The following is a 12645-nucleotide window of genomic DNA, read 5'->3' as shown; positions in this document are numbered from 1 at the left end:
GCTCTCCAGAGCGATGTTGTAGGCAGGGTCATTGGACGTATTGACGATGTATTTCATGGCATTCTCCTTGTTAGAAAATAATGGATAGCACTTTCATTATAACAGATTTTAAGATGGCTGACCATCAAAAGGCTATCCCTTTTAACAATGTCGGTACGCTATTAATACTCCGATTACTGGCCGACCCCGCCACCGTCTCTAGCGACGAATCTCAACATCACCAAACATACTCTTTGCCCTAATCTGACGTAGAGATGCTGAATCTCCTAACTCTAGGCATCCGTTACTACCTGTCACACGACCCTCAAGCGTATCCACCTTGTACTCACCAAAAGCCGTCTCAACATCCAGATAAATGTCGTCTTTGTCATTGGTGGTCAATGTCATCTCAACATCCCCTGCCTGAGTTTCTACAACGATTTCTTTTGAAAAATCAACCTGATGTAGCTCAAAATCCCCACGTTGCCCTTTGGCAATCAGGCGTTCAAGCCTTACCGTCTCACAGGCTAAATCGCCATTGGTTAGAGTAGCTAGGATATTTTTGAGTTGACTAGTTTTCAGAGACACATCACCATTTTTAGCTTCAACGCTAATCTGGTCAAATTGCCCGGTATCTATTGCCAAATCCCCATTTTGCAACAGCACATCCAGCTGGTTGCCACTCGTTTGAGAAAGGTCCAAATCGCCATTTTTTATAGACAGACTAGCCTCTCCTAACTGGCAAGACTTAAGCAGGACATCACCGTTTTGCGCCGTCACAGACAAGTGTTCAGAAAAAATCTGTTCCACTCGAATGTCCCCTAATTGGCTATTTAACTGGATGTCTTGATAGTTAGCAGCTGGCAAAATCAGCCTGATTTCCTCATTGGAAAAGAAATGGTGACCGAATGACCCATGAAATCTGAAGCGTTCTTGCAATGGTTCAGTCTGTCTCAGTGAAACATGCTGGGCTTCTTCTGTGACTTCAATAACTGACCTTAATGATTCAGGAATTTTGAGCGTGATTTGTTCCACCGCATCCGTCATGAGTTTGATATCCAAGTCCAGCAGAGACAATGAAATCCTGTCAACAGCTGGCACACCAGAAGATGAGGACATTTCTTGCGGCACTTGAAAAAGAATCTCCTGCTCTTTTAGACCAACCAATAGCTCTTGTGCCACCAAACTGGGTTCTCCTAACTCAGCCAAGGCTTCCTTGTTATCAGCTAAATCAGATAAATATTCCTCAAAATAACCTAGAATTTCCTGGCGTTGCGCCTCACTCAAACTGCTTAGCTCAGTTGCTAATTGGGCTAAAAACATCTCTTTTGTCATCACCTAACTCCTTCCTTTAGCCATTGCTTCGATGCTGTGACTGTACCGTTCCCATTCTGCTTCCAAAAAAGCAAAGCGTTCCACACCTGTCGGTGTGCGTCGATAGTATTTTCGTTGCCGACCTTGATGGGACTCCGTGTAGGTCTCCAGATAGGCATTGAGTTCCATTTTCTTCAAAATGGGGTAGAGAGTAGACTCCTTGATAGGCGTCAGTTGCTTGAGTCGCTGGTTAATTTCATAACCATACGAGGGTTCCTTCGCGACAATGCCGAGCACTAAAAACTCGATAAGTGGCGAAGGAATCGGAAAATGCAAGACCATTTCGACCTCCATGTCTTTAAAAATTATATATGCTTTTTTTAAGTATATTTTGATTATAAACTGATTCCGTGAACTTGTCAAGCAAAAATTTAACTTTTCTGCACATGAACTATTAGTTGTGAGTAAACTGATTTGGGAAATCAAAAAAAGACCACATCTCTACTCCCACAACAGTGTGGCGGAGACGTGATCCTTATTATCTTTATCAATATGACAACTCTTTTCCCCTTCAGCACATTAACGGCAGAAAGTTCAATCAACACGAATAGATTCCCCTGCTGAATAAACCCTACGGATACCTTCCTTATCCAAGACAACACCATGGAGGACACCGCCATATACGGCGCCACCGTCAATGCCAATCTTGCCATCTTCTGTTGTCCAGATTTGGTCAAGGTAGTCCTGACGATCAAAAAGGTATTTGGTCGGTGTATGCCCAAAGACAATCCGCTTCCCTGTCTGGTTTTGCCCCTCGTGAAAAGGTTGGCGCAGCCAGACCTTGTCATAATCGGCTGTCTCACGCACATCAGGCAAACTCAAATCGATCCCCGCATGCACAAAGAGATACTCCTGCGTCTCATACAGATAGGGAAACTGCCGAATCTGGTCCACCATCTCAGCATACTGTCCTACGATCGCTACCGCATCCGACACAGGATCCACCTGCGCATCCAGCGGTCGTCCCAAGAGCGAATTGATGGTCGTATCTCCACCATTGCGCTGGTAGTGGTCATACCGCTCTGTCGGGTCATCTAGGTAACGTAGAAACATCCACTCATGATTGCCCATGAGACAGACTGCCCCCTCCTCACGCACCAACCGACAGACCAGCTCCAGACAGGACTTGCTGTCTTCTCCTCGGTCAATGAGATCACCTATAAAGACCAGCTGCTGGGTCGTTTTGTCCCATTTTTGCAACAAGTCGTGCAATAAGCTATATTTTCCGTGTACATCGCCAATGGCGAACAGTTGGTTTGTCATCTACTCTCCTTTTAACTCAACGGCATAACTCACTACTGACAAAGCATAAAGCGGAGCGGTTTCAGCTCGGAGGATACGAGGACCAAGACCAACCGTTTTTGCGCCTAGAGCGGTCAGCTGGTCGATTTCGGCTGGGGAAATCCCACCCTCTGGTCCGAAAACAAAGAGGAGCTTGTCGCCTGTTTGCATCTTGCTTAGGGCTTGGACAAGCTGGCTGGTCTCGCCCTGCTTGGCGGCTTCTTCGTAGGCGATGAGAACGTGGTCAAAATTTGTTAGTTGCTGGAGAAAGGCGGTCTTGGTTTCAAAGAGTTGGACTGCTGGGATACGATTGCGTTTGGATTGCTCAGCAGCTCCGAGGGCAATCTTTTCCAGTTTTTCAGCTTTTTTGGCAAGTTTTTTACTGTCCCATTTGACGACAGACCAGTCAGCAGGAAAGGCTTGAAGCTGGCTAGCACCTAGCTCGGTGACTTTCTGAGCCAGAAACTCCAGCTTATCTCCCTTGGGAAAACCAACCGCAACGGTGACAGAGACTGGAAGTTCGACCATATCTGCCAAGTCTTCGACCAGCTCAAAGGTCTGATCCTCTTTGCTGATGACCTTGGCACGGCGCTTGATGGCATCGTCAAAGACCAGCACCACCTCATCGTCTGACTGCAAGCGCATGACGGAAAACATGTGCTTGGCGGTCTCCTTTTCCATGATGGTCACCAGCCCCTCCTGCGGCGCTCTGCCATGTACAAAATACTGCTGCATCTAGCCTCCCACTACGCCTGAGCGATCGGCGGTTTTTTTGAAAATGCAGGCGTTCCACTCGCCTTGAATGAGCTGGGTCTCGAGGAAAAAGCCTACGCTCTCCGCACTGTCACGCACCATTTCCCACTTGTCAGCGATGATACCACTCATGATTAAGTAGCCCTCATCCTTGACCAGACGATAGGCATCGACAGTCAGATGGATCAGGATGTCCGCCAAAATATTGGCCACGATGACATCAGCCTCCTGCGTCACCCCTCGGAGCAGGTCTCCCGTGCTGACGGTAATGTTGGTCGTGGTCGCATTGAGCTGGATATTTTCCTCTGCTACGCGCACCGCCACCTCGTCCAAGTCATAGGCAAAAATCTCCTTAGCGCCCAAGAGCGAGCTGGCGATAGAGAGCACCCCTGAGCCTGTGCCGACATCAAGGACGGTCTCACCTCCGCGCAAGACCTGCGATAGGGCAAAGAGGCTCATCTTGGTGGTCGGGTGGGTCCCTGTCCCAAAGGCCATCCCAGGGTCGAGACGGATCACCTTCTCTCCAGCGGTCGGCTCATAGTCTGTCCAGCTGGGCACAATGGTCAAATCGTGGGTAATACGGGTCGGCTCGTAGTATTTTTTCCAGTTGTCCGCCCAGTCTTCCTCGGCAAGTTCGCTACTAGCAAGAGTTGTTTCGCCGAGCTCAAGCCCAGCCGCCACCATCTCTGCTAACCCTGTCTGGATGCTGGTCTTAATAGCAGCCAAGTCCTGCGTGTCAGGATAGTAGCCTGTGATGGTCACACGGTCATCCTGTGCCACCTCTGGGATGATTTCACCAAAGAGGTCTTCCTTATCCAGATAGTCCCTGCTGTCTTCAATCATCACTCCCTGACTGCCCAGCTCCACCAAAAGATTGCTGACAGCCTCCTGCGCCTCACGGTCTACCGTGAGCGTTACTTCGTTCCATGTGGTCATGTGGAATACCTCCTATTATTTTTGGTGGAATATTATTTTTTCTTCATCAAATAGCTTTAAGATGAAATTATCTATCATTTCTTTGTCCTTATTGGTTTTAGCAAAAAAAATCTTGATACTAGTTCGAGTTCTAGAACGTAGCATGCGCTCCATAACCGATTCACTTCGGTCATTAAACCATACCCAATCTACTTCTGGAAAAATACCTTTTATATTTTTAGTAATATCCTTTGTTACTTCACTCTCCTTAAAATATCCCTTATTTATCAAATTAAATAAATTTGATAAAGCTGTTTTTACAGGATCCGGAAAATAAACAATCTCACTATCTTCTTTATTAATGATTTCTACAAGATGATTATATATAATCCCTTGATATTTAGGGAAGTCGTAAACGTCCACAAGCATGCATTGAATAACCGAATAATAATCTCCCTCTCTTATCCCAAATTCATCATATTTTGAAAACAACTCCCGAACATATTCCTGATGTGCTTTTCGGAGATAGGGAAAGAGAGAGACAAACAAATCACAATACTTCATTATCTCATATACATCATCATCGCTATATTTGATTTTTAATATATCATTTTCTAGCCTCTCTACATGAAGAAGATCACTTTCTTCCGCAATTGAACAAACATCTAACAGTTTTGAATACAGCCAAAACTTTTCTTTATATAATTGTAAATTCTTGTCAATGATGTCATTAATATGTCTGTTAACAATTCTTACCAATCTTTGTTTTAAGTTACTGTTTAACAAAATTTTGTTGTTAATTATAACTTTGATGATATCTTTTATTTCGGCAGATAAATCAAAATATAGAGCTTGTTTGTCTAGAATATCAATCACATCAGCTATGCTAGTATATTCAATAAATGGAAGAAACTTAAGAAACTGTTTATATTCATTGTAGCTATCAAGATTATCTAGGCGTTCTATTAGCTGTAGTTCCTTAATTCTATTGAAGATATATTGTGTCGCCTCATCGGTTATTTTTATAGCTTTAAACGAATAGTTACTTAAATACATCTTCAATATTTCAAAGTCGATATTAGGCAGAATAATTTTAAGATCCTCTAACCCCAATTCGCCAATCAAAGATGATACATCACCATTCTTCAAATAGCTATCAGGTTCATTATCAATATAAGAATTGTCATAACTAAGTAATAGTATTTCAAAATAACGATTAATTATAGCTTTATACGGCTTATATTGTTTAACACATATACAATTCAAATCTAAGAAATACTGTAAATTTTTAATTTCAAATTCTGCATTCCATAGGTGACTATTATATGAAGAACCACCTGTTCGGTATAGTGTGTGTTCATGTCTTACTTTATCAAATAAATCATTAATTATCTCTAGCTTTTTATCCAAAAAACTCATATTCAAAATGACGTCTCGGAAATATTCAAAAATTTTCTTATCATCTCCTGACGAAGAATCTATCATTTGCTGAGTTAGTTCATTTAAATCCTTATCAAAAACAGAGCTCTGGTAGTTTTTATCATCTTCTGAAAATATATGATGTATATGTTTAAAATTAAATTCACACAATAAAAACGTAAAATAGTCTTTATCTCGATAAGCATCGTTTGCCAGCTCTCTAAATTTAGCTTTAGCTAAAGAATACTCTTTTGATTTATACAATTTATAGGCAGGTTCAAGGTGGGTATTAACCCTTAAATTTTTAGAATCTACTCTCTCTAAATCAAAAAAGCCATTTAATAAAGATTTCGATTTTATTAAACCTTCAAGATAACTATGACCATTAATATTGAAATACTCTTTGTTATACCACCTATATGACCCATTAAAATTTATTGCCCGACTCTTCAAGCCAGAATACTTAGAAATATCTCTCGAATCAATAAAATTTAGTCTGTCCAAAAAAGAAAGTTGCTTCCATAAATCATCTGCACTTTCTACTTCTGAATACTTTGATTTAATAAGCGCTTCCAAAAAAGACTTAGTTTTCAAAAACAGAGCTTCACTTTTGTTATTATCGGTTGTTTCAGTATTAGTTACAATATCATTTGGATTCGATACAACAACAATACCTTTTTTCTTATAATAGTCTCTAATAATATCTGACGGGGCGTTAGGAGTATAAAAATAAGCTCTTTTAGCATCCGAGTTAAAATTGTTTTGTATCAACCTAAAAATCGAATTAAAGGTAGAATCTCCTAAAGAATAGCCAACAAATAACAATGTATGATTCATAATGACTGATTGAACCAATGTTGAAGTCATTGGAAAATTAACTTGATAATCTAGGTAATCGTCTTCCTTTAAGACAATATTTTTTTTCCTAAAATCCCCATGCATTTTGATCAAATACTTTTCAGAACGAGAATACGGAATATCTTTATCTTCAGCCACAACACTATACTTTAACAATCCATGTTCAAATTGTTGTTCGAGTAAAGAATCATAATTGGTAGTGATAATATGCTTTGGAGAAATTTTTTCAATTAAATGATGTAACTCGTTTGGAGAAAAAGTATTGTTTGTTTTAAAAATTTCTTCAATCTTTTTTATGTATTGATTTTGACCAAAAGTATCATAGTAATATTGTGCTACTCTTAAAAAATCTTTTGATTCCTGGGGGTCAATACCTAATTCGCCAGAAAGTTCATCAATTAATTCTTTCCAAGTGGGCAAATTAGAATTAGCTGAAATCCCTGCCCCCACAAACATTATTAAAGAATCGTCGCTTATTGCATTTTTTAGTTGTTTAATGGCTAAAATATCTTTTTCTTCCATTTCGCTCCTGCTTTCAAAAAAGTCTCAATACCTCGGATAACCATACCATTCTGTCTCCTGCAACTCCACTCTGCCTTGTTCAAACTCCTCCGCATTCCACACCATGGCAAATTCATCAGCGGTGTCATCGGCAAGGAAGTCCAATAGGTCGTCCATGCCTTGGTCGGCAGTGGCTTGGAGGAACTGGGAAAAGTGGGTCAAAAACTGTCGTGACATGCCTTTTTTCGGGTCAAAAGGCAAAGCGACCAGATAGTCCTCTGGGTCAAAGCTAGACTTGTCTGGGTGGTAGAAGAGGACAAACTCTTCCAGAGCCATTCCCTCATCATCTGCTCCGCTATGTTCCAAAGAAACGCCCTCGGGCAGTCCCGCTTCAAGGACAAAGCTGACCTCGACCGCATGATTTTTCTTGTCCCAGTCGATGGCAAAATCATAGGAAAAATGCTTGTCCAGCTCTTCCTCTAAAACGCTCAAAAATCCGTATTTGCTCATGTTTTGCTCCTTTTTCGGTTAAAAATGGGGTTACATTCTTCTTGTACTGGTAATTAAGCTAGCACATTCGTCTTTCAGCTGACAAATGGAGGGCATTGACCGCAATGATACAACCGCGTAGCGAATAAGGCCTACCTACTCCTCCTATCCTCTCTATTATACCATTTATTGAGCTCTCTAGCACCCGCTAATTGTTCAGCAACACAGCAAAAAAGATAGCGTTTGCAAAAAAACTTGGATATGCTATAATGAATAGTGAAAGGAGGTGCACAGAATGAAAAAATACCGTTTTATCATTGGTCTACTACTCGTTCTTGCCCTATCTGGGCTTGCACTTTTTGGAGGACGTCACTGGCAACAGCAGCGCTTTAACAAGGAGTTTAAAGAGCTAAACATGGAAATTATCACAGATATTCCAACCATCAGTGCCATTGGTCAGCAAGCAACACAGGCTTTTGAGAGTGAGCTTATCTTTTTCAGTCAATCTGATGAGACAAGCAGCATTCGCCAGCAGGTCGATTCCTATATCGACAACATAAAACCACAAAAGCAATCTCTGATAAACCAAGAATGGCTGGTCATCTACCCTCAAACAAGCAAGTCAAAGCTGGAAAACGTCCTTGCCTATGATTTGATTCAACGTATCTATCGCACCAAAGGACTAGACGTTCAGCTTTCAGACGAACAAACCGTCAAGCAGTTCTACGCTAAATCAGATGGATCACCCTTTACCCTCAACGACCTCATCAAGGACAAAGCTGGGTTCAGACAGCAGTTAGACAACCTGCTCTACAAATCCGAAGAACCGCAAGCCAAAGCCGCACGTACGGATTTATTGGCACAGTTTGAGACAGACGATTGGTCAACCATTTCTTTTACAGTTGAGGGACATGATCTCCTACTTGACAAAGCCATCTTATCCCTATCGCCCTTCTTACACTATCTCAATACCAGCTATTTCTCAGAGCAAGAGCTGCAACAACTGCAGGAGTTGGAAACCTCACGACAGCTGATGGAAGACGCCGAAGACACCGTGACCATTCAGTACAACTAAACAAGTAAAAGCACTGCTTCTAGCAGTGTTTTTTGGTATAATAGGGGGAAAGATAAGGAGAAAGCTATGGTACAACACACGATCATCGCAGAAGACAACGGTCGGGACAACATCACCGTCTATACCAAGGAACCTAGCGTCGTAACTGCAGCACATCGCTCAGACCTCAACGCCCTCAAACAATTACCCGAAGCACAAAAAGCTGGTATTTACATCCTCATTGGCGAAAATAAACGCTACATTGGACAAGCAGCTACATCCGTGTATACTCGTCTCCACCAACATGATAAGGAAAAAAATTGGTGGAACCAAGTCATCTTTTTTGGTCGAGAAGATGGGCATTTGGACAAATCTCAACTGGATTATCTGGAGGCTCTAATTATCAAAGAGTTTCGAGAAGCAGGATTTGAGCTAGAAAATGCTACACAAGGAAATTCTTCTTGGATTGATAAAATCAGCAAGATTCGTGCCGATAACATCTGGCATATTACCCAAAATGTCTTGGAAGAGGTCGCCAATATTCCACTCTTTGAGCTCTCAACAAACGAAACAGCAACAGAAGATCATCTCCATCATCAAGGCTACACCATTACCCTAGATGATGGTACTATCATTTCGGGGAAAAATCCAACAGCCTGCTATGTCAATTTTTTCAAACATCTTGTCAAATCCCCAGTCTATTCTGAGAAAGTCTTAGAGCTAGTCATCAAAGGCGAGCCAAATGGACGATTTTTACTGGGAACCGTCGAAAAATTTGATAAATCAGGAATCCGGAATACCTCTCCTGTCACGCCCCATATCCATGTCTACCGAAATCTCTCTACTCCTAATAAAAAACGCGTACTCCAACGATTCGCTGACCAGATTGACCTAAAAATCACCATCGACTGGGACTAGAAAGGACTTCCCATGCCCCACAATCTCGCTATCCGCATGCGGCCACGCACCATTGACGAGGTCATCGGTCAGGAACACTTAGTAGGCACTGGCAAAATCATCCGTCGCATGGTTGAAGCCGAGCTTCTCTCCTCCATGATTCTCTACGGTCCACCTGGTATTGGCAAGACCTCTATCGCCTCCGCCATCGCAGGCACGACCAAGTACGCCTTTCGCACCTTCAATGCCACCACCGACAGTAAAAAACGCCTCCAAGAAATCGCTGAAAAGGCTAAATTTTCAGGTGGTCTAGTCCTGCTGCTTGATGAGATTCACCGCCTTGACAAGACCAAGCAGGACTTTCTCCTGCCGCTCCTTGAGAGTGGGGACATCATCATGATTGGCGCCACCACCGAGAACCCCTTTTTCTCCGTCACGCCCGCCATTCGCAGCCGCGTCCAGATTTTTGCGCTGGAGCCCCTGACGATGGACCAAATCAAGACCGCTATCCGCCGTGCAGTGGATGACCCTGAGCGGGGCTTTGCGTTTCCGGTGACCATAGCAGAGCAGGCAGTTGATTTTATCGCGACCAGCACCAACGGTGACTTGCGATCAGCCTACAACTCTCTGGAACTGGCAGTGCTGTCCACCCAGCCAGACGACAAGGGTGTCCGACATATCACCCTTGACATCATGGAAAACAGCCTACAACGCTCCTACATCACCATGGAAAAGGACGGCGATGGGCATTACGATGTCCTCTCCGCCCTGCAAAAATCCATCCGAGGCAGTGATGTGGATGCCAGCCTCCACTACGCCGCCCGCCTGATTGAGGCATGGGATCTGCCCAGCCTTGCCAGACGCCTGACCGTCATCGCCTATGAGGACATTGGACTAGCCAATCCAGACGCTCAAGTTCACACCGTGACTGCCCTTGAAGCCGCCCAGAAAATCGGCTTCCCCGAGGCTCGCATCTTAATTGCCAATGTCGTCATCGACCTAGCCCTGTCTCCCAAGTCCAACTCTGCCTACCTAGCTATAGACGCTGCCATCGCCGACCTCAAGACCAATGGACACCTGCCCATTCCAAAACACTTGCGCGATGGGCACTACACTGGCAGCAAAGAACTCGGTCACGCTCAGGGCTACCTCTACCCCCACGCCTACCCAGAAAAATGGGTCAACCAACAGTATCTCCCAGACAAGCTCAAAAGCGCCAGCTATTTTACCCCAAACCAAACCGGCAAGTACGAGCGAGCCCTGGCTGCGACCAAGGACGCTATTGATAAGCTAAAAAAAAGTTGATAACGGTTGCAAAAAAAGACTTGACATCTGCCTAATTTGTGGTATCATAGACTTATAAAGATTGCTGTGGTATACGAATTCACATCTAAGTGTTGACCGACTATTTTTTGTATTTTTCGGGAGACAAGGATGTTTGACGGTATGCAAGCTGGCTCACCCAGAAGCAACTCAGTCAAACACGCGTCGCCCACCTGCTTTTATTGCGCGGGTTCAATACAAAACGTGAATCACCGGTACCAATACAGCTTTTTCTTTTTGATTTCAGATGGAGGCTGGGACAGAAGTCCTAGTCTCTCCTTTTTATTATCGTCTAGTGAACGAGACACATCTTTGGAAAGCCATTCTTATCGGCTGAGCCAGTTCCAGAGTTCCCTTTTACAAGTTAATGGGCACTGTCGTGCTTATGAACCCAGTTGCTAGAGCTCTGATAATCAGAAATCCTGAGTGACAACCGTTAAATAGACCTGATAGCTGTGGTAAATAGCGCTCCCTCAATCTATCACCTCAATCAGCCATCCCTTCAGCTAGTATTCATTTTCTAGTATGAAAGATCGCCTCTTCACCTCCATTAAAGGTTGAAGTTGTGAAAAGGTCAGTTCATTATTCAATAAGCGCTGATGCAGGACAGCTTTTTGACCACTTTCTATGTCATTTTACAGTTAAGGACATCAAAGACAGACAAGAAAGCCTTGCATCCACCAGTCAACTCGCTCTCTCTCTTCTCTCCCTTCATGTTATCCACAGCTTGTGGATAACTCATTATTTTTTCCCATAAATCTCTGGAATTCTCACGCTGATTTGAGTTCTTCTTTTCCACATGATTCACATAGTTTTCCACAATGTTGTGGAAAACCTCGCTTGACAGAGGAAAACTTTCTGTTTACAATAAACACATGAAATTTTTGATTCCTACCGCCAAAGAAATGGTGACCCCAAACACAGCCTTACCTCAGGCCTTGCTGCCTCAGACCAAGGCGATTATTGAACAAATGAAGCAAAAAACTGTTGAACAGTTAAGCGCCCTCTACAAGATCACCCCTACTGCTGCCCAAAAAGAATGGCAACGTTGGCAGGACCTACTAGCTGGCACCGCATCGTCCTATCCAGCCATTCAGCTTTTCAACGGCCTCATGTACCGCCAAATTGATCGCGAGAACCTTGACTACCTAGCAGAACATGTCCTTATCACCAGCGCTCTCTATGGGGTTATTGGGGCGACTTTCCCCATCGCAGAGCATCGATTAGATTTCCAACAGCACCTCAAGATTGACGGTCACTCCCTCAAAACCTATTGGCGCCCACTCTATGACCAAGCTGTCAGCGGCGAATATCTCTTGATTTCTCTCCTCTCAAGCGAGTTTGAAACAGTCTTTTCACCGACTGTTCAAGAGCGTTTTGTCAGAGTGCTCTTCCATGAGGAAAAAGCTGGACAGCTCAAAACGCATTCTACCATTTCCAAAAAAGGACGGGGTCTGCTCCTCAAGCAAGCTCAACAAAAAAACGTCAACACCCTTGAGCAACTGAAACAGCTAAGCTTCGAACAGTTCAACTATAGAGAAGAACTTTCCAGTCCTCAACAGCTCGTTTTTGTGAGAAAAGTGGACTAAACATGAAAAAACCACGCTAATCAGTTAGCTAACTGTCTTTTAAAGCCCGCTTCCCAACTGTTTATATGTACTGACCCCCAAAAGTTGGACAAGAAATATTATTGAAAGGATTTAATTCTGTATTGCACAGGACTAGGTCCTTTTAATTTTGTTTTGATTCGTTTGTTATTGTAGTAAAAAATATAATCGCTAATTGCTTGTTCCAGTTGTTCT

At 43.3% G+C, this 12645-nt stretch carries 12 protein-coding genes and 1 other RNA gene; 5 read left to right on the top strand and 8 right to left on the bottom strand.

Features of this window, described 5'->3' with window-relative positions; translation table 11 throughout:
* Window positions 1-198: 198 nt before the first annotated feature.
* The 7 genes from ACERC8_RS08890 to ACERC8_RS08860 all read right to left on the bottom strand — a co-directional run bounded on the left by ACERC8_RS08890 (window position 199) and on the right by ACERC8_RS08860 (window position 7590).
* Window positions 199-1314, bottom strand: a complete 1116-nt coding sequence (locus ACERC8_RS08890) for a DUF4097 family beta strand repeat-containing protein (protein WP_373659535.1) — start codon at window positions 1312-1314, stop codon at window positions 199-201.
* 3 nt (window positions 1315-1317) lie between these two features.
* Complete coding sequence (locus ACERC8_RS08885) at window positions 1318-1629, bottom strand: PadR family transcriptional regulator (protein ID WP_026216674.1); 312 nt, start codon at window positions 1627-1629, stop codon at window positions 1318-1320.
* Window positions 1630-1887: 258 nt separating this feature from the next.
* The gene (locus ACERC8_RS08880; RefSeq protein ID WP_373659534.1) at window positions 1888-2616 is read right to left on the bottom strand and encodes a metallophosphoesterase; all 729 of its coding nucleotides are present in this window, start codon (window positions 2614-2616) and stop codon (window positions 1888-1890) included.
* Window positions 2617-3369 (bottom strand): 16S rRNA (uracil(1498)-N(3))-methyltransferase, encoded by a 753-nt coding sequence (locus tag ACERC8_RS08875; protein WP_373659533.1) that lies wholly within the window; start codon window positions 3367-3369, stop codon window positions 2617-2619.
* Window positions 3370-4323, bottom strand: a complete 954-nt coding sequence (gene prmA, locus ACERC8_RS08870) for a 50S ribosomal protein L11 methyltransferase (RefSeq protein ID WP_373659532.1) — start codon at window positions 4321-4323, stop codon at window positions 3370-3372. It abuts the gene before it with no gap.
* 15 nt (window positions 4324-4338) lie between these two features.
* Entirely contained in the window at window positions 4339-7101 is a 2763-nt protein-coding gene (locus tag ACERC8_RS08865; protein ID WP_373659531.1) for an SIR2 family protein, read from the bottom strand.
* A gap of 24 nt (window positions 7102-7125) precedes the next feature.
* Window positions 7126-7590 (bottom strand): DUF3013 family protein, encoded by a 465-nt coding sequence (locus ACERC8_RS08860; RefSeq protein ID WP_373659529.1) that lies wholly within the window; start codon window positions 7588-7590, stop codon window positions 7126-7128.
* A 274-nt stretch (window positions 7591-7864) separates the two neighbouring features.
* Between ACERC8_RS08860 and ACERC8_RS08855 the strand changes: the two genes are divergently transcribed.
* From ACERC8_RS08855 to yaaA, 5 genes are all read left to right on the top strand, one after another.
* Complete coding sequence (locus tag ACERC8_RS08855) at window positions 7865-8644, top strand: hypothetical protein (RefSeq protein ID WP_373659528.1); 780 nt, start codon at window positions 7865-7867, stop codon at window positions 8642-8644.
* A 66-nt stretch (window positions 8645-8710) separates the two neighbouring features.
* A complete protein-coding gene (locus tag ACERC8_RS08850; RefSeq protein ID WP_373659527.1) occupies window positions 8711-9541 on the top strand; it encodes a GIY-YIG nuclease family protein in 831 nt (276 codons plus the stop codon).
* Between the two features lie 12 nt (window positions 9542-9553).
* The gene (locus ACERC8_RS08845; RefSeq protein WP_373659526.1) at window positions 9554-10825 is read left to right on the top strand and encodes a replication-associated recombination protein A; all 1272 of its coding nucleotides are present in this window, start codon (window positions 9554-9556) and stop codon (window positions 10823-10825) included.
* 58 nt (window positions 10826-10883) lie between these two features.
* Window positions 10884-11077: non-coding RNA, 6S RNA (gene ssrS, locus ACERC8_RS08840), on the top strand.
* Between the two features lie 641 nt (window positions 11078-11718).
* Window positions 11719-12432, top strand: coding sequence for a peroxide stress protein YaaA (gene yaaA, locus ACERC8_RS08835; protein WP_373659525.1), 714 nt, complete (start codon window positions 11719-11721; stop codon window positions 12430-12432).
* A 98-nt stretch (window positions 12433-12530) separates the two neighbouring features.
* Here the strand turns inward: yaaA and ACERC8_RS08830 are convergent.
* Window positions 12531-12645, bottom strand: a 115-nt coding sequence (locus tag ACERC8_RS08830) for an IS3 family transposase (protein WP_373659537.1), incomplete at its 5' end; no start/stop codon positions are given.

The sequence above is a fragment of the Streptococcus sp. E29BA genome, from assembly GCF_041807805.1.
Lineage (GTDB): Bacteria > Bacillota > Bacilli > Lactobacillales > Streptococcaceae > Streptococcus > Streptococcus entericus.
This window is presented reverse-complemented; position numbering and strand designations above follow the sequence as displayed.

Excerpts from the sequence above, each read along its gene's own strand:
- ACERC8_RS08880 (WP_373659534.1), bottom strand. The coding sequence starts at position 2,616 with ATGACAAACCAACTGTTCGCCATTGGCGATGTACACGGAAAATATAGC.
- yaaA (WP_373659525.1), top strand. The coding sequence starts at position 11,719 with ATGAAATTTTTGATTCCTACCGCCAAAGAAATGGTGACCCCAAACACA.
- prmA (WP_373659532.1), bottom strand. The coding sequence starts at position 4,323 with ATGACCACATGGAACGAAGTAACGCTCACGGTAGACCGTGAGGCGCAG.
- ACERC8_RS08860 (WP_373659529.1), bottom strand. The coding sequence starts at position 7,590 with ATGAGCAAATACGGATTTTTGAGCGTTTTAGAGGAAGAGCTGGACAAG.
- ACERC8_RS08850 (WP_373659527.1), top strand. The coding sequence starts at position 8,711 with ATGGTACAACACACGATCATCGCAGAAGACAACGGTCGGGACAACATC.
- ACERC8_RS08890 (WP_373659535.1), bottom strand. The coding sequence starts at position 1,314 with ATGACAAAAGAGATGTTTTTAGCCCAATTAGCAACTGAGCTAAGCAGT.
- ACERC8_RS08855 (WP_373659528.1), top strand. The coding sequence starts at position 7,865 with ATGAAAAAATACCGTTTTATCATTGGTCTACTACTCGTTCTTGCCCTA.
- ACERC8_RS08865 (WP_373659531.1), bottom strand. The coding sequence starts at position 7,101 with ATGGAAGAAAAAGATATTTTAGCCATTAAACAACTAAAAAATGCAATA.
- ACERC8_RS08875 (WP_373659533.1), bottom strand. The coding sequence starts at position 3,369 with ATGCAGCAGTATTTTGTACATGGCAGAGCGCCGCAGGAGGGGCTGGTG.
- ACERC8_RS08845 (WP_373659526.1), top strand. The coding sequence starts at position 9,554 with ATGCCCCACAATCTCGCTATCCGCATGCGGCCACGCACCATTGACGAG.